Origin of the sequence: Filimonas effusa, from assembly GCF_004118675.1 — a bacterium.
In the GTDB taxonomy this organism is placed as follows: Bacteria; Bacteroidota; Bacteroidia; order Chitinophagales; family Chitinophagaceae; genus Filimonas; species Filimonas effusa.
In genome coordinates, this window is sequence record NZ_SDHZ01000001.1 from 1,730,778 (window position 1) to 1,746,780 (window position 16,003).

16 protein-coding genes are annotated in these 16,003 nt (G+C 46.7%); 9 read left to right on the forward strand and 7 right to left on the reverse strand.

Annotated features, from left to right (window positions below):
- The first annotated feature begins 12 nt into the window (after positions 1-12).
- From ESB13_RS06455 to ESB13_RS06465, 3 genes are all read left to right on the forward strand, one after another.
- Complete coding sequence (locus tag ESB13_RS06455; RefSeq protein WP_129002193.1) at positions 13-684, forward strand: HupE/UreJ family protein; 672 nt, start codon at positions 13-15, stop codon at positions 682-684.
- Entirely contained in the window at positions 608-2,992 is a 2,385-nt protein-coding gene (locus ESB13_RS06460; protein ID WP_129002194.1) for a M1 family metallopeptidase, read from the forward strand. Before ESB13_RS06455 ends, ESB13_RS06460 begins: the two co-directional genes overlap by 77 nt.
- 87 nt (positions 2,993-3,079) lie before the next feature.
- Positions 3,080-3,763, forward strand: coding sequence for a YgaP-like transmembrane domain (locus ESB13_RS06465; RefSeq protein WP_129002195.1), 684 nt, complete (start codon positions 3,080-3,082; stop codon positions 3,761-3,763).
- Here ESB13_RS06465 and ESB13_RS06470 read toward each other — a convergent pair.
- Together ESB13_RS06470 and ESB13_RS06475 are read right to left on the reverse strand one after the other, a co-directional pair.
- Positions 3,735-4,322: a DUF2243 domain-containing protein gene (locus ESB13_RS06470; protein ID WP_164974113.1), complete on the reverse strand. Its 588-nt coding sequence runs from the start codon at positions 4,320-4,322 to the stop codon at positions 3,735-3,737. The genes ESB13_RS06465 and ESB13_RS06470 overlap by 29 nt on opposite strands.
- Positions 4,323-4,447: 125 nt before the next feature.
- Positions 4,448-5,194: a DUF72 domain-containing protein gene (locus ESB13_RS06475; RefSeq protein WP_129002197.1), complete on the reverse strand. Its 747-nt coding sequence runs from the start codon at positions 5,192-5,194 to the stop codon at positions 4,448-4,450.
- Positions 5,195-5,381: 187 nt separating this feature from the next.
- Between ESB13_RS06475 and ESB13_RS06480 the strand changes: the two genes are divergently transcribed.
- The 3 genes from ESB13_RS06480 to ESB13_RS06490 are packed head-to-tail and all read left to right on the forward strand — an operon-like array spanning position 5,382 to position 7,020.
- Positions 5,382-5,633, forward strand: coding sequence for a hypothetical protein (locus ESB13_RS06480; protein ID WP_129002198.1), 252 nt, complete (start codon positions 5,382-5,384; stop codon positions 5,631-5,633).
- Entirely contained in the window at positions 5,630-6,316 is a 687-nt protein-coding gene (locus ESB13_RS06485) for a YetF domain-containing protein (protein ID WP_129002199.1), read from the forward strand. The genes ESB13_RS06480 and ESB13_RS06485 overlap by 4 nt, the downstream gene beginning before the upstream one ends.
- A gap of 11 nt (positions 6,317-6,327) precedes the next feature.
- On the forward strand, positions 6,328-7,020 hold the full coding sequence (locus tag ESB13_RS06490; protein WP_129002200.1) for a DUF421 domain-containing protein: 693 nt from the start codon (positions 6,328-6,330) through the stop codon (positions 7,018-7,020).
- Between the two features lie 56 nt (positions 7,021-7,076).
- Here the strand turns inward: ESB13_RS06490 and ESB13_RS06495 are convergent, their stop codons facing one another.
- From ESB13_RS06495 to ESB13_RS06505, 3 genes are all read right to left on the reverse strand, one after another.
- Positions 7,077-7,433 carry a hypothetical protein gene (locus tag ESB13_RS06495; RefSeq protein ID WP_129002201.1) on the reverse strand — a complete coding sequence of 119 codons (357 nt, stop codon included), beginning with the start codon at positions 7,431-7,433 and terminating at the stop codon, positions 7,077-7,079.
- A gap of 237 nt (positions 7,434-7,670) precedes the next feature.
- Positions 7,671-8,081 (reverse strand): hypothetical protein, encoded by a 411-nt coding sequence (locus ESB13_RS06500; RefSeq protein ID WP_129002202.1) that lies wholly within the window; start codon positions 8,079-8,081, stop codon positions 7,671-7,673.
- A 233-nt stretch (positions 8,082-8,314) separates the two neighbouring features.
- Positions 8,315-9,307, reverse strand: coding sequence for a fatty acid desaturase (locus ESB13_RS06505; RefSeq protein WP_129002203.1), 993 nt, complete (start codon positions 9,305-9,307; stop codon positions 8,315-8,317).
- 115 nt (positions 9,308-9,422) lie between these two features.
- Between ESB13_RS06505 and ESB13_RS06510 the strand changes: the two genes are divergently transcribed.
- Both ESB13_RS06510 and ESB13_RS06515 read left to right on the forward strand, forming a co-directional pair.
- Positions 9,423-12,056 (forward strand): valine--tRNA ligase, encoded by a 2,634-nt coding sequence (locus ESB13_RS06510; RefSeq protein WP_129002204.1) that lies wholly within the window; start codon positions 9,423-9,425, stop codon positions 12,054-12,056.
- A gap of 213 nt (positions 12,057-12,269) precedes the next feature.
- A complete protein-coding gene (locus ESB13_RS06515) occupies positions 12,270-12,755 on the forward strand; it encodes a GNAT family N-acetyltransferase (protein ID WP_129002205.1) in 486 nt (161 codons plus the stop codon).
- Here ESB13_RS06515 and ESB13_RS06520 read toward each other — a convergent pair whose 3' ends face one another.
- Entirely contained in the window at positions 12,756-13,256 is a 501-nt protein-coding gene (locus tag ESB13_RS06520) for an Lrp/AsnC family transcriptional regulator (RefSeq protein ID WP_129002206.1), read from the reverse strand.
- A 128-nt stretch (positions 13,257-13,384) separates the two neighbouring features.
- Between ESB13_RS06520 and ahcY the strand changes: the two genes are divergently transcribed.
- A complete protein-coding gene (gene ahcY / locus ESB13_RS06525; RefSeq protein WP_129002207.1) occupies positions 13,385-14,710 on the forward strand; it encodes an adenosylhomocysteinase in 1,326 nt (441 codons plus the stop codon).
- Between the two features lie 107 nt (positions 14,711-14,817).
- Here the strand turns inward: ahcY and ESB13_RS06530 are convergent, their stop codons facing one another.
- Entirely contained in the window at positions 14,818-16,002 is a 1,185-nt protein-coding gene (locus tag ESB13_RS06530) for an acetyl-CoA C-acyltransferase (RefSeq protein ID WP_129002208.1), read from the reverse strand.
- Between the last annotated feature and the right edge of the window lies 1 nt (position 16,003).

Here is a 16,003-nt window from a genome sequence, read left to right on the forward strand (position 1 = left end):
AAGTTCGACAACATGAGCGATTTCAGCATATTCTTCGTTGCGGGTACTGAACATATTACAGATCTTACCGGAATTGATCATATCCTGTTCATTACAGCTTTGTGTTTAAGGTATGTAATTGCGGACTGGAAGAAACTGCTGGTGCTTGTTACTGCATTTACCGTTGGGCATTCTATAACGCTGGCGTTGAGCACGTTGAACATTGTAAATTTTTCGCGCGACTGGACAGAGTTCCTCATTGCCGCTACCATTTTATTCACGGCGTGTAATAATCTGCTGGTGAAAGATTTCCGGTTTACGGGGAAGAAGCCGTTTATTTATTTTCTGGCACTTTTCTTCGGACTTATTCATGGTTTGGGCTTCAGCAGCCTGCTTAAGAGCATGCTGGGTAAAGACAGCAATATAGTATGGCAATTATTTGCCTTTAACCTGGGGCTTGAGGTGGGGCAATTGCTGATAGTGCTCGTTATTTTACTGCTTTCCTTTATATTCGTGTATATCCTACGCTTTAACCGGAGAGAACTGCTTGTGTTTGTAAGCGGCGCTATTGCTGCTTTAGCCCTCCAGATGATGATAGCCAGGATTCCCATTTCAAAAGCGCACACTGATGAAGAAACTGCTGATTTGTACCAGCCTGCTGGCGGGATTAAGTATAAGTTCCCGGGCACAGAACATTCAAAATAACCCGGGGAGCAATCACGGCAATAAATTTGAGCAGTTAGGCACTATATTGCCTACTCCCAATTCGTACCGTACAGCGAGCGGTGCTCCGGGCAATGCCTACTGGCAGCAGCGTGCCGATTATGAGATCCGCTGTACGCTTGATGAGCAGCAAACGAAGATCACCGGCATTGAGACGGTGACCTATTACAATAATTCTCCTGACGCCCTCTCCTACCTGTGGTTACAGTTAGATGAAAATCAGCATAGCAATATCAACAATGCGAACTATCAATCGGGTTCGACGTTACCTGCCGACGGACAGGTAGATCTGCGTACACTTGAAAAAATGGGTGAGCCGCTTACGGACAACGGCTTTGGCGTAAAGATTAGCCAGGTTACAGATGCAAGCGGGCAAAAGTTGGCTTACACCGTGAATAAGACGATGATGCGGATTGAGTTAAAGCAGTTTTTAAAGCCGGGAGAAAAGATCATTTTCAATGTAGGGTGGAGTTACAAGATAGCAGACCGCATGCGCCAGGGTGGCCGTGGCGGTTATGAGTATTTTGAAGGAGACGGCAATTACTTATTTACCATTACGCAGTGGTATCCTCGTTTATGCGTTTACAGTGATTTCCAGGGATGGCAAAATCACCAGTTTGCCGGCAGGGGTGAGTTTGCGCTTGTTTTCGGCAATTTCAATGTTCAGATGACAGTACCGGCGGATCATGTGGTTGGGGCTACGGGTGAATGCCAGAACTACAGCCAGGTGCTGGATGCCACGCAGTATGCCAGGTGGCAGAAGGCGCAAAGCAGCAAGGAGCCTCTTGAGATTGTGACACTTGCGGAGGCACAAAAGGCTGAGGTAAAAAAAGCGGGCAATACCAAAACCTGGATCTTCAAGGCGGAAAATGTGCGTGATTTTGCGTGGACCTCTTCCCGCAAATATGTGTGGGATGCGATGCCTACTGTTATAGAGGGCAAGAAGATCATGTGTATGAGTTTTTACGGCAAGGAGGCTTATGGATTATATCGCCGTTATTCCACCAAAGTGATCGCGCATACCTTGCAGTCTTATTCCAAATTCACCATCCCCTATCCTTATCCTGTTGCGCAGAGCGTAGAAGCAGCCAATGGGATGGAATACCCTATGATCTGTTTCAACTATGGCAGGACTGAAAAGGACGGGACTTATTCTGAAGCTACCAAAAACGGGATGATAGGTGTTATCATACATGAGGTTGGGCATAATTTCTTCCCGATGATCGTTAACAGCGATGAGCGGCAGTGGACGTGGATGGATGAAGGGTTAAATACCTTTTGCCAGTATCTTACCGAGACTTTATTTGACAACCAGTTTCCATCGCGGCGTGGGCCGGCCTGGGCCATTGTAGATTACATGAAGCTGCCGAAGGATGAGCTGGAGCCTATTATGACGAACAGCGAAAACATCAACCAGTTTGGGCCTAATGCCTATGCGAAGCCTGCTACGGGGCTGAATATATTACGTGAGACAATCATGGGGCGTGAACTATTTGATTATGCCTTTAAAGAATATGCACGCCGGTGGGCGTTCCGCCATCCTACGCCGGCAGATTTCTTCCGGACGATGGAAGATGCCAGTGGTGAAGACCTGGATTGGTTTTGGCGTGGCTGGTTCTATGGGACTGATGTATGCGATATAGCGCTTGACAGTGTGAAGGCTTTCCAGATAGATGCGCATGCGGTTCCGCAGCCGTTGGCGAAGGCTGAAGCAGGCGGGCTTCGCCAGCTTGACCGTCCTTTATTACCGGGGTTTGATGACATATCGGCGATAAGGAACAGGGCTGACACCAGCATTCATTTTCTTACAGACCGGGATACCAGTTTACGTGATTTTTACTGGCGTTATGGGAGGAACCAAGAGCCTTACAATACCCGCTTTACTTATACTACAGCCTCGATCACTCCTACTGAACAACTGGATGAAGCGGCCAGGAAGAAATTTCATGGGCAGTATCTTTATGAGCTAGTGTTTACGAATAAAGGCGGGCTTGTGATGCCGGTGATCATAGAGTGGAATTTTGCAGACGGCACCAAGCAAGTGGAGAAGATACCTGCGCAGATATGGCGGCAGAACGAGCAGCATTTCGGCAAGACATTTCTTCATGCCAAGGAGGTGAAATCGATCCGTATAGATCCTTTCCGTGAGACGGCTGATATAGATGAAAGCAATAACAGCTGGCCCCAGGTAGCGGCTATGGGTAAATTCAAAGCCTTTAAAGCAAAGCAGGCTACACGCGGGCAATCGGAAGGGCCTAACCCGATGCAGTATCCTGCAGGAAAGAAGTAGTGCTATCAGTAAATCCAGATTAACGCCGGGTGGCGTAGTGGCTTGCATGCGGCACGGTTTCTGATTTCATAACAGAAACATGCTACTATGAATGTAAACTCCCTTACTGGCAGCAAGCCAGAGGTCAATGTATCCAATACAGAACGTGTTATTTCCGCCATTGCCGGTAGTTTGCTGGTGTTCAATGCTATCAGCAAGCCTGGTAACCGTGTGGTTAAGGCGGGGGCGGGTGTATTTCTCTTATACCGGGCTATTTCGGGCAATTGTCCGGCTTACAGTTATGCCGGGAAGCGGCGTTTGCCTGACCCGGTGAAGAATATCAACGTCAGGGCTTCCGTACTTGTAAACAAACCAAGGGCTGAGGTGTATGCTTTCTGGCGCTCACTGGAAAACCTGCCACTTTTTATGAAACATCTGAAATCAGTAGAAGAAACCGGTGACGGGAAGTCGCACTGGGTTGCTGCATTCCCGGGATTACCGGGTACTATCAGTTGGGATGCAGCTATCGTGAAAGAGGAAGAGAACCGGTTCCTTGGCTGGAATTCTCTGCCGGGAGCGACTATAGATACTGCGGGCAAAGTTGAGTTTACAGATGCAGGAGCAGGCATGACAGAAGTAAATACCGTGATCACCTATCGTGCGCCGTTAGGACCTGTGGGTGAACAGGCAGGGCGTTTATTGAATCCTGTACTGGAGGAAATGATCCAAAACGACCTGCTGCAATTCAGCAGTTATTTTGACGTTATTCCTGACCGGCTGACTGAGTATTAAGCGCCGGCTTTTTCTTAATGATTAAGGCGCCAACACATAACATAATGAATGAGATAACCAGGAAGCCATAATTACCCGGGGAATGATCGGGAGACAATTCTATTACGTTGTGCAGTTTTAATACTTGATGGTCGATGATACCTTCCACTATATTAAAAAGCGCCCAGCCTACCAGTAATCCTCCGGCAAGCAGGTTTCCTGATTTATCTATTTCTTTTCTGCGTGCTGTTTTCCAAAGCAGTATTATGCCTGTTAATACTACGAGCAGGCAAAACAGATGAAAAATACCATCCCAGAACATATTGATGCTTTTACCTACATAGTCTGTAGCGGGTATTTTATTTGAAAGCATCTCGTGCACCTGAAAGACCTGATGCAGCAAGATACCATCCAGGAATCCTCCCAAACCAATTCCCAATATAACCGAAGCAGTGGTTAAAGGTACGGGCGAGCGCAACCTGTTTCCGGGGTAATTAATCATCCATTTTTTATAGCGCCTGGTTGAGATTATCACCAGGGCAAATACAATTGCAGCAAGGACAACAAATGCGGACAGCATCGTCAATAGATTTGGATAAAACGTGGAGTTGTAAATTCCGTTCATGATGTCCCTGTTGCAGAATGGGCATGCCATTAAGGATGTTTGATTTGCAACAAGCAAAATCAGGCAGGTGATGGAGTACTTCATACGTTGATCTTTTCATTTGTTTGCGTTATCAATTGGAGGGCATTTTTTATTGCGCAGGCATTGCCGTCGTTATTAAAAAACGCCCAGATTATATGTCCCTCCTGTTTCCATAGCAGCATTTTTTTTGCATAACTGTTAATCTGCTGTGTTGAATAGAGTGAATCGTATCCTGTTTTTCCGTGAAACCTGATGTAAACGTGCCTGGCGGTTAATTCGCTGGCTGATGGCCAACGTTTGCCGGCATCGGCAATGACAAAAGTTATTTTGAATTTACGAAGCAACGAAAGGGCTTCGGGTGTGAACCAGCTTTCGTGTCTTGCTTCGAATGCGAAGTGGTAGCCTTTATACTGCTTTAGTATGGAGAAAAAGTGGGTGGTTTTTTCTTCATTAAATGCAAGGTTGGGCGGCAGCTGTATAAGAACGGGGCCAAGTTTCTTTTTAAAAGGTTTGAACACATCGAAGAAACGCGGAAGTGTTTGTTCGGGATCATTTAGTTTTTTTACATGGGTAATATACCTGCTGATCTTTGGGCAGAAGCGGAATTTAGCCTTTACCGTTTTCATCCAATTGGCTACTGTTCCGGGTTTTGGCAGATGATAAAAGCTTGTATTAATTTCTGTAGTCCCGAAATATTGTGCGTAATAGTCCAGGTAAGCGTTTGCCGGCAGGCCTTGGGGATAAAAGCGTTCGCGCCAGTGTTTATAGCTCCAGCCAGATGTGCCTATATGAATTTTGCCTGTCATACATACGTTCTTTTAGGGCTATGCCTGTTTTTTGCATGTTATTATCCGGAATGAGATACAATAGTTATACCGCCGGTTTCCCTTAATTAAGGGCGGTGGATGTGTGGCGTTATGGGGGCAGGAATATTTTTTGCATTACTCTTAGGTTGATTTACCGGTGATTTGTTTACCCGTCAAAAATATTTTTATGAGTTTAGGTCCTGCTTTATTAAAACTATTAGACAAAAAGTATGCGCCCCTGACAATGGTAGAACAGAAGTTCAAGGGATATGATCTTTCCTTTAAAACAGATGTGGATGGTTTACCTATTTTATTATTTATAGGGAAGCGGGATGAGGGCGGCAATGTACGCGGAGAGCGTTATGCAAGGCGTTTGGCAAAAGATAAGGAAGGGGCTGTTATAAAAGACCACTGGGATTTTAAAGGGAAAGCGTCATGAAAAAGGAGGCCATCAAGTTAAGCGATATAAAAAGGATTTTAATAGGAGAAGCTCCCTTTGAGTTTCTCCTGGAAGTATTGCTACGTACCGGTATCATTTACTGTGTTCTTCTACTGACTGTACGGTTATTAGGAAAGCGTATGTCGGGCCAGCTTACGATCACCGAGTTAGCGGTAATGATACTTATGGGCGCTATTGTTTCCGCTCCTATGGAGCTACCGGAGCGTGGCATCATGCAAGGTTTTGCCATCCTTATCCTGATATTGTTATTACACCAGGGGGTGACCTGGCTGGAGGTAAAGTTTAAAAAAGTAGAGCTGGTTACACAAGGGATACCTAAAATGCTTGTAGCTGACGGCGTTATTCAGACAGCAGTACTTGCGCATGTACAGATCTCGAAAGACCAGCTATTTGCGGTATTAAGGGGGCAGGCTATTTACAATCTTGGGAAGGTAAAGCGGGTATACCTGGAGACATGTGGAAAGTTCACTATTTATAAATTTAAAGCATCGAAGGCCGGATTATCGGTATTACCACCGGAGGAGGGAAGGGACAATACGATGCAGCAAGTGAAAGAAGGGAATGAAAGCTGTTCGGTATGTGGTTATACGCGGGAAGTTAAAGAAGCAGTTGCTTCGTGTCCGAACTGTTTCAACAATTCGTGGGAGTGGGCGATCCTATAAAATATTTTGTTATGAAAGAATATGAGATAAAGCTGGGAGACTGGCAGCGTATTTTATTTGGAGAAGTACCTCCCGAGTTTTACCTGGAGGCGGCGTTACGGATCATTTTCATGTATATACTTGTAGTGTTCAGTATGCGGAAGATGGGTAAACGGCTGTCATCGCATCTTAGCAGGAACGAGATGGTGGCTACCATTGCGCTGGCTGCGGCGGCAGGTATACCGGTGCATACGCCGGAAAGGGGACTGTTACCTGCGGTAATAGTAGCCTTTATTGTTATTATCGGGCAGTATCTTGTTTCGCAGCGGGCTATGCGCAGTAATACATTTGAACGTCATGCGCTTGGACAAATAGCAACATTGGTTCATGGTGGGTATATGCATCTGGGAGAAATGGTAAAAAGCCGTTTATCGAAAGACCGTGTTTTTTCTGAGTTAAGAGGCAGGGGATATATTCATCTTGGGCAGGTAGAACGCCTTTATTTTGAGGCCAACGGGCGTTTCAGTATGTTAGAGGCCACCGATCCGCGCCCCGGCCTGTGTGTGCTACCTGAATTTGATAAAGATTTTATCCAGGAACAAATAATAAGGCGCGATATACAGGTATGTACCACTTGCGGGAAGATAAAGGAGACCGGCCCTTATTGTGTTAACTGCGGAAAGGAGGAATTTGATTATGCGGTAGAAGATAGCCCAACGAGATGATAAGCTGTTCAAATTTCTGTCATCCTATAGCCGTTTTTTAAACGAGTCTGGTTTCGTTAGGCTGCATCTTTTTTTTCGACACCAAAGGCAGCAATAAACAAGAGAAAATTGGTGGCCTGCAATAGCATCACATGCGTATGGTTCAGGTGCCTGGCAGCCTCATAATGCCTGGGATAGGTAATAATGAAAGCTGTGGCAAACATCAATGCCTTTGATGGCTTGTAATCGGAAGAATTCTTTGTAAAATCAAGTACAGTATGTCTTTCTTTAAAGAGCACAGTGGCAAGCGCAATTACCGATGTTAAAAACCAGATATAATAGGCAGCTCCTCCTGTAAAAAGCAAAGCATTGTTAGCGATAAGGATCACATAAATAATTACCAGGAGCCGATATGTCTTATATTCTTTGGTCATGTTGGAAATAACTTGTTATTAAGTAAGGATCTTACCTGCCGGGGCGCCGCAGGTGCAGATCACTTTGGGATGGCAAAGCTCACGTAAGCAACAGGGGGGCCTGACAGGAATGCAAATTTAGCTTTAGTGATGAATTTTCAAAATAGTCATTTACTTAGTCTTTTGCGCCCTCCTATCAATATGTGAGGCCATACGCCTTTTTATTTTTAATCTTTAAAGCTATCCTGACCATATAGGCTATAAAGGCAAGCAGTAAAAGGTAGAAGCAGGTATGGTTAACAAAAACACGAGGCAAAACACAGCAGCAAGCTGCGGGAAGAGCACCCAACATGCCCGAAGGGGTACGATTGGAACAAAACCACAGCGCCATTCGAATTTACGGGCAACGGGATAGAGGTGCCTGTTAAATAAATCCGCGGCTACGGCAATATTTAGCTCCAAGGGAAAAACGATTTCAAATTCGTCGAGGTAGGCGGTTATGGCTGCAGCGATTTCCTGTTGCTCTGTTCTTCCTTTGATGCGGGGGAGGTAATACATAAAATTGTTGAGCGATCTCCGGTGGAAAAAGCGCTGGTATTTTTTGGGAATCTCTGCAAAAACAGCTTCCATCCTTTGGTTTATTTGGTCGATAGCGATATCATTTGTCATAGGCAGGAGATGGTTTCAAACGTTAAGCGGGCATCTTCGCGGCAACCATAGAGACGGGTTTAAAACGGCTTTATGAGCCGTATATAAAGCGTTGTTTTCGTAGATGAGGGGCTACGGTGTTTAAAGATAAGAATAGACGGTGAATGACAGAAACGGGAAAAATGTTTAGTGTGGATATAAAGAAGCCGTATCGTCTTTCGATGATACGGCTTCCTGTTCAGGTCTTTTATATACTACAGTGCTGCGGGTTCTACAGCGGTATGTTCTTTCGTGATCTTTACTTTTTCTTTACGCAGTACGCGGGAGTAAAGAGAGAGTTTGGGATTGAAGATGAACAGTAAAATCAATTTTGTCCATGACTGGTGAGAGATCAGGGAATCGTAGTATGATGGCGCTTTGCTGCGGATCTGTGGTAACTTATTCCAGGGGATAGAAGGGAAATCGTGGTGTTCGTTGTGGTAACCTACGTTAAAGGCGACCTTGTTGAGGGGGCCATAGTAGCTATAGGTTTCCTGAACGGGATCGAGGGTAAGGTAATGTTCCTGAATCCAGCGGGCACCGAGGGGATGCAATCCTACTGAAAAGAAGAAACTTATAAGCATAAAAGCAAGGGCTTTGGGGCCTATTAAAAACCAAACGGCGACGTTAAAGGTGATCTGGATGATCCAGTTGATGAGTACCCAGCGGTCGAACAGTTCGATGTTGAGGCGTGCGGTGCGGGTTACCTGGAATACGGGGAAGAGTAAGAACCACAGCATTTTACTGAAGGGGTTGTTACTGATGAGTCTGGCTTCCCAGAAATCGGGCAGATCGGCGTCGAGGTCGTGTTCGCCCTGGTGCGCGTGGTGTTTGAGGTGATAGCGCTGAAAGGACACCGAGCTGGCGAAAACATGGGGCAGATTGGCCAGGATGCCTGCCAGCAGGTTAGGTACTTTTCCTTTGAAGAGCAAGCCGTGGCTTGTTTCATGAATCATCACCCATAAGGCGTGGCTGATAAAGGCTCCCCCAACATAGGCTACCAGGAAGATAAGCCACCAGGCGGCATCGGCAAGCCACCAGGACAGTGCTACCTGGGCGCTGACGAGGCCAATGATCATGAAAATAGTGTAGGGGTTCTTTCCTACCAGCTCCTTTACCTCGGGATGCTGCTTGAGAATCTGTCGCACACGCACGTGATGTGGGTTGGGATCAGTGCTCCACGTAAAATCAGTCGGACGGTTATTCATATTTTAAAAATAGCTTTTTTTTCAATCTATCGAGCGGAAATATGGGAGGGTTACGGCATGCGGGGAATATGCCTTACTTTTGCAGCCCGAATTAACATTACATACACAGATTCCCATGGAACTAAGCAAAAATTTTGAGCCGGCGCAGGCGGAGAAGAAATGGAACCAACACTGGAAGGAGAAACGTTATTTCAACAGTAAACCTGATGGCAGAAAGCCATTTACAGTGGTCATCCCCCCTCCTAACGTCACTGGTGTGTTACACATGGGTCATACGCTGAACGAGACGGTACAGGATATACTGGTACGGAAAGCGCGGATGACGGGCTTCAATGCCTGCTGGGTTCCTGGCAGCGACCATGCTTCCATTGCCACGGAGGCGAAGGTGGTGCAGATGCTGGAAAAGGAAAAAGGAATTAAAAAGGCCGATCTGAGCCGTCCTGAATTTCTTAAATACGCTTTTGAGTGGAAGGAGAAATACGGCGGCATCATATACAACCAGATAGAAAGGCTGGGATGCAGTGTAGACTGGGACCGTGTGAATTTCACCATGGACGATCATTACTACAAGGCTGTGATCAAGGTGTTTATCGATCTTTATAACAAGGGGCTGATTTATCGTGGTGCGCGGATGATCAACTGGGATCCGCGGGCGAAAACGGCGCTGAGTGACGAAGAGGTGATCTATAAAGACGCAGTAGGCAAGCTTTATTATGTTCGCTACCAGATAGCAGGAGAAACGGGCGACGATGCCTGGATAACGATAGCAACGCAGCGTCCTGAAACCATCATGGGTGATACGGCGGTGTGTGTGAATCCTACCGATGAGCGTTATACACATCTGAAGGGTAAGAAGGTGATTGTTCCGCTGGTGAACAGGGAGATACCTGTGATATTCGATGAATATGTTGATCCGGCATTTGGTACGGGTGCGCTGAAAGTGACGCCTGCCCATGATATCAATGACTATAACCTGGGTTTAAAACATAACCTGGAAGTAATAGATACGCTGAACGCGGACGGTACCCTGAGTGCAGCAGCGCAAGTATTTGTGGGCACAGACCGTTTTGCTGCGCGCAAGCTGGTTATCAAACAACTTGCGGAAGAAGGAAGACTTGTTAAAGAAGAAGAGAATCCTACACGTGTGGCTTACAGTGAGCGTAATCCCGATACCGTTGTAGAACCTAAGATTTCTACGCAGTGGTGGGTGAAGATGAAGGAGATCACCGAGCCGGCGTTAAAGGCCGTGGTTGACGGCGATATCCGTATTCACCCGGGTGACAAGTTCCTGGCTACTTATAAATACTGGCTTGAGAATGTTAAGGACTGGTGTATCAGCCGCCAGCTCTGGTGGGGCCAGCAGATTCCTGCGTGGTATACTACGGACGGGAATTTTGTAGTAGCCGCAACACGAGAAGAGGCAGCGAGTCAATTCGAGGCACAAGGCGTTAGCGTTAGCGCTGATGATCTTAAACAGGACGAAGACGTACTGGATACGTGGTTCTCGAGCTGGTTATGGCCTATAGAGGTGTTTAACGGCATCAACGAACCTGACAATGAAGAAATCAACTACTACTACCCTACTTCGGTACTGGTGACCGGGCAGGATATCATATTCTTCTGGGTAGCGCGGATGGTAATGGCGGGTATGGAATACAGGAAAGAGATTCCTTTCAAGGATGTGTATTTCACCGGCATGGTACGTGACAACCAAGGGCGTAAGATGAGTAAGAGCCTAGGGAACTCTCCCGACCTGCTGGACCTGATCGATAAATATGGCGCCGATGCGGTTCGTTTCGGAATCATGATATCTGCTCCTGCGGGTAATGACCTGTTGTTTGATGAAGCAGCACTGGAGCAGGGCCGTAACTTCAACAACAAGATCTGGAATGCGCTGAAACTGGTGAAAGGATGGGAAAGCAGGATCAGTGATGCTTCGGACAACAGCACGGCTGATTTCGCGATAGAGTGGTTCGACTATCGCCTGAAAGAGGTGCGTACAGAGCTTGACAAACTATTTGGGCAATTCCGTTTAAGCGAGGGTTTAAAGACCATTTATTCGCTTATCTGGGATGATTTCTGCAGCTGGTACCTGGAGTGGGTGAAACCTGGTTTCGAGCAACCTGTAAGCGCCGCGATGTACGAGAAAACAGTATCTTATTTTGAGCAATTGCTGCAACTGCTGCATCCTTATATGCCTTTCATCACTGAAGAGATGTATCACCTGCTGAAAGAACAGGATGTAGATCTTTGTGTGAAGCAATTCGATGAAGTTGATTTTCAGCCTGCGGCTGTATTACAGACCGGTGATTTACTGAAAAAGGTGATCTCCGCTATCCGTGACGCCCGCAATAAAAACCAGGTAAAACCCAAGGATACGATCAAACTTTATATCCAGGCAGAGGATACTGCTTCTTATAAAGCTATCGAAAGCATCGTGGCCAAGCAGGTGAATGCCGAACTGATAGACTATACCACTGAAGCGGTTGCCAACTGTGTTGTGGTTACTATCGAAAAAGATAAGTTCTTTATCGCTACGAATCAGCAGATAGATACCGGCGCTCTTAAAGAGGAGCTTGAGAAGGACCTGGCTTACCAGGAGAAGTTCCTGGCCAGTGTAACCAACAAGCTCGCCAATGAGCGGTTTGTTCAGAATGCGAAGCCTGAGGTGGTAGCATTGGAGCGCAAGAAGCAGGCTGATGCGGAAGCGAGGATACAGACGATCAAGGAGAGCCTGGCTGGATTGTAGGGGGATAGATGGCGGATGGCAGATGGCAGATGGCGGATGGCGGATTGAAGAGGAGTTGATGGAAGCTATCGTGGAAGCATTGTTTGCAAGTTTACTATTTTGATGCTATATGGGTACCGGTTTAGAGAAGTGACTTTTTCAGGAGGTTGCTTTTCAAAGCCGGTATTCTTTTTCGGAGACCATTTTAGTTTGGTTTTATTTAAAACAGAAGAGATGTTATTATTACGAAAAGCAGGCGTTGGTGATATCGGGTTCATTCAAAAGTTAGCCAGGGCAACGTGGCCAGCGACTTATGGCAGTATACTTTCGGCAGCGCAGATCACCTATATGCTTGAACTGTTTTATACTACTGAAGTGCTGGAAGATCAGATGCAGAAAGGTCAGCAGTTTATCATTGCAGAATTGGATGGCGCTGCTATTGCCTTTGCGGGATTTACTGTCGACGGCGACAAAGGGAAACTTCATAAGTTGTATGTATCACCCGATGTACAGCAGTCGGGAGCCGGCAAGACGCTGATTACCGAAGTAGCGCGTATTTGTAAAGAAGCCGGAGCAGATAAGCTGCAACTGAATGTGAACCGCTACAACAAGGCAAAAGCCTTTTATGAAAAGCAGGGATTCCGTGTTATAAAAGAGGAAGATATTTCCATTGGGCAGGGTTATTTTATGAATGACTATGTCATGGAACGCGGGCTATAGTTAGTATACCAGTTGATGGGTTTGCTTGATGATACCCATTACGAAGACACTTTGCATATGGCCCATGTTTTCGACCTGGCTAAGGGTGTTTACGTGGAAGTCGTAGTAAGCATCCATGTTTTCTGCAACAACTTTCAACATGAAGTCGAATTCTCCCGAGATGTTGTAACACTCGATGACTTCATTCATTTGCTGAATTGCTTTGATGAAGCGGGTTCCCGCGTTTTTATTGTGTTGTTTGAGGGATACGTAACAGATGACCATCAGTCCTTTTTTCACTTTGGTATGATCGACCAGGGCTGCGTATTGCCTGATTACGCCGGATTCTTCCATCCTGCGGATGCGTTCGTGTACAGGCGTGGCGCTCAGGTGTATTTTATCGGAGATTTCGCGGACGGTGATGCGGGCATTTTCCTGCAAGAGGCGGAGGATGGCGAGGTCTTTATCATCGAGCTGTAGCGGGGTTACCGTTTTTTCTTCTTTTTCCTGCGGTTTTTTCATGTTTAATGATGCATTTGTTCTGCCAAATTAAGAAAAACAGAAGATTTCCACTATTTTTCAGCATTAGCACCTTATTTTATACTACCAACGTACTTTTGGTGCGTTAAAAACAATCAAATAACAGATTTATGTCAACGAGCGTAGAAAAAATTGACTTAAGCCTTCCTTATAAGGTGAAGGATATTAGCCTGGCAGAGTGGGGCCGTAAAGAGATTAAACTGGCAGAAGCAGAAATGCCTGGTTTGATGTCGTTGCGTGCAGAATACGGTGCATCACAGCCTTTAAAAGGTGCGCGCGTTGCCGGTTGCTTACACATGACTATTCAGACAGCGGTTCTGATAGAGACACTGATTGCTTTAGGTGCTGAAGTTCGCTGGAGCTCCTGCAATATCTTCTCTACTCAAGATCATGCTGCGGCAGCAATAGCAGCAGCCGGTATCGGCGTTTTTGCGTGGAAAGGTCAAACACAGGAAGAAGCAGACTGGTGTATTGAACAAACACTGTTCTTCGGCAGCACTGAGCGTCCTTTGAATATGATCCTCGATGATGGTGGTGATTTAACCAACATTGTTTTCGATAAATATCCTGAGCTGGTACAGCATGTAAAAGGATTAAGCGAAGAAACCACTACGGGTGTTCACCGTTTATACGAGCGTATGGCTAAAGGTACTTTACCTATTCCTGCGATCAACGTAAACGACTCTGTTACCAAGAGCAAGTTCGACAACAAGTATGGTTGTAAAGAATCATTGGTAGACTCTATCCGTCGTGCTACAGACGTCATGATGGCTGGTAAAGTAGCTGTTGTTGCGGGTTATGGTGATGTGGGTAAAGGATCTGCCGCTTCATTACAAGGTGCAGGCTGCCGCGTTATCGTAACCGAGATCGATCCTATCTGTGCTTTACAGGCTGCGATGGACGGTTTTGAAGTTAAGAAAATGGTGGATGCGGTTAAAGAAGGTGACATCATCGTTACCACTACCGGTTGCCGTGATATCATCACCGGCCAGCACTTCAAGCTGATGAAAGACAAAGCGATCGTATGTAATATCGGTCACTTCGATATCGAGATCGATATGGCATGGCTGAATGGCAACTACGGTCATACCAAAGATACCATCAAGCCTCAGGTTGATCTTTACAACATTGACGGTAAAGATGTGATTGTACTGGCAGAAGGCCGCCTGGTGAACCTGGGTTGCGCTACTGGTCACCCTTCTTTCGTAATGAGTAACTCCTTCACCAACCAAACACTGGCGCAGATCGAGTTGTGGACTAACCACAAAAATTACGAGAACCAGGTGTATGTATTACCTAAACATCTCGATGAGAAAGTAGCCCGTTTACACCTTGCTAAAATTGGCGTGGAGCTTGACGAGCTGACTACCGAGCAAGCGGCTTACCTGGGTATTCCCCAGTTTGGTCCGTTCAAAGCTGAACATTACAGGTATTAATACCGGGAGATGCTGTTGTTATAGCAGCGTTTTTCTATTATAGAAACAGGGGGTGCTTTTAAAGGCACACCCTGTTTTGTTATCAGCCAAAGCTTTTATGGTTTTGTTTATGGCAGGCCAACAACCATTGCGCTGGCGCCTCCTCCCCCGTTACAGATGCCTGCGGCACCGTTTTTAGCTCCGTTTTGAATGAGGACGTGGATGAGCGTCACCAGGATACGGGCGCCACTGCAACCCAGTGGGTGGCCCAGGGATACGGCGCCGCCATGTATGTTCACCTGTGTGGGTTTCAGGCCAAGTTTCTGCGTATTTACCAAGCCTACTACGGCGAAGGCTTCGCTTAGTTCGAAATAGTCGATCTGATCGATGGTGAGGCCTGCTTTTTCGAGTGCTTTTGGCACTGCCAATGCGGGTGCAGTAGTGAACCATTCGGGGGCCTGTTCGGCATCGGCGTAGCCTTTTACGATGGCAATGGGTTTGATGCCCAGGGCGTCTGCTTTTTCCTTACTGATGAGCACCAGGGCTGCTGCGCCATCGTTCATGGTGCTGGCGTTGGCGGCGGTAACGGTGCCTTCTTTCCGGAAGGCTGGTTTGAGTGAGGGGATCTTGTCGAATTTTACGTTGAAGGGTTCTTCGTCGCGGCTGAACAGGATTGGCTCGCCGCTGCGTTGCGGGATGGGAACGGGCACTATTTCGGACTGAAATTTTCCTTCTTCCCATGCTTTCTGGCTGCGTTTGTAGCTTTCTATAGCGAATGCGTCCTGGTCTTCTCTTGAGAAGCCGCATTCTTTGGCGCATAATTCAGCAGCCATGCCCATTGCATATTTATTATATACATCGACGAGGCCGTCTTTGGCGAGGCCGTCGATCATGGAGATGTCGCCGTATTTGTTTCCCCATCGTTGGTGTGCGTTATAGAAGGGAACGTTACTCATGCTTTCCATGCCGCCTGCCACAACGATATCGGCGTCGCCGAGCAGGATAGATTGTACGCCCTGCATTACGGCTTTCATGCCGCTGGAGCACACTTTGTTAACGGTGGTACAGATGACGCTATCGGGTAAGCCGGCAAATTTAGCAGCCTGCCGTGCCGGTGCCTGTCCGAGGTTAGCCTGTAACACGCATCCCATCAATACTTCCTGAACCTGCTCTGGTTTCAGTCCTGCTTTTTCCACCGCTCCTTTGATGGCGGCTGCGCCCAGCTGTGTAGCGGAGAGATCTTTGAGGCTTCCGCCGAAGCTACCCATGGGGGTTCGAACCGCCGAAACGATGTAAACTGTTCTATTATTCATA

Bases quoted from the DNA above. Each gene is read 5' to 3' on its own strand.
- ESB13_RS06480 (WP_129002198.1), top strand. From the start codon at position 5,382: ATGAGTTTAGGTCCTGCTTTATTAAAACTATTAGACAAAAAGTATGCG.
- ESB13_RS06460 (WP_129002194.1), top strand. From the start codon at position 608: ATGAAGAAACTGCTGATTTGTACCAGCCTGCTGGCGGGATTAAGTATA.
- ahcY (WP_129002207.1), top strand. From the start codon at position 13,385: ATGTCAACGAGCGTAGAAAAAATTGACTTAAGCCTTCCTTATAAGGTG.
- ESB13_RS06490 (WP_129002200.1), top strand. From the start codon at position 6,328: ATGAAAGAATATGAGATAAAGCTGGGAGACTGGCAGCGTATTTTATTT.
- ESB13_RS06510 (WP_129002204.1), top strand. From the start codon at position 9,423: ATGGAACTAAGCAAAAATTTTGAGCCGGCGCAGGCGGAGAAGAAATGG.
- ESB13_RS06455 (WP_129002193.1), top strand. From the start codon at position 13: ATGAGCGATTTCAGCATATTCTTCGTTGCGGGTACTGAACATATTACA.
- ESB13_RS06500 (WP_129002202.1), bottom strand. From the start codon at position 8,081: ATGACAAATGATATCGCTATCGACCAAATAAACCAAAGGATGGAAGCT.
- ESB13_RS06470 (WP_164974113.1), bottom strand. From the start codon at position 4,322: ATGCTGTCCGCATTTGTTGTCCTTGCTGCAATTGTATTTGCCCTGGTG.
- ESB13_RS06495 (WP_129002201.1), bottom strand. From the start codon at position 7,433: ATGACCAAAGAATATAAGACATATCGGCTCCTGGTAATTATTTATGTG.
- ESB13_RS06465 (WP_129002195.1), top strand. From the start codon at position 3,080: ATGAATGTAAACTCCCTTACTGGCAGCAAGCCAGAGGTCAATGTATCC.
- ESB13_RS06505 (WP_129002203.1), bottom strand. From the start codon at position 9,307: ATGAATAACCGTCCGACTGATTTTACGTGGAGCACTGATCCCAACCCA.
- ESB13_RS06520 (WP_129002206.1), bottom strand. From the start codon at position 13,256: ATGAAAAAACCGCAGGAAAAAGAAGAAAAAACGGTAACCCCGCTACAG.
- ESB13_RS06485 (WP_129002199.1), top strand. From the start codon at position 5,630: ATGAAAAAGGAGGCCATCAAGTTAAGCGATATAAAAAGGATTTTAATA.
- ESB13_RS06475 (WP_129002197.1), bottom strand. From the start codon at position 5,194: ATGACAGGCAAAATTCATATAGGCACATCTGGCTGGAGCTATAAACAC.
- ESB13_RS06515 (WP_129002205.1), top strand. From the start codon at position 12,270: ATGTTATTATTACGAAAAGCAGGCGTTGGTGATATCGGGTTCATTCAA.
- ESB13_RS06530 (WP_129002208.1), bottom strand. From the start codon at position 16,002: ATGAATAATAGAACAGTTTACATCGTTTCGGCGGTTCGAACCCCCATG.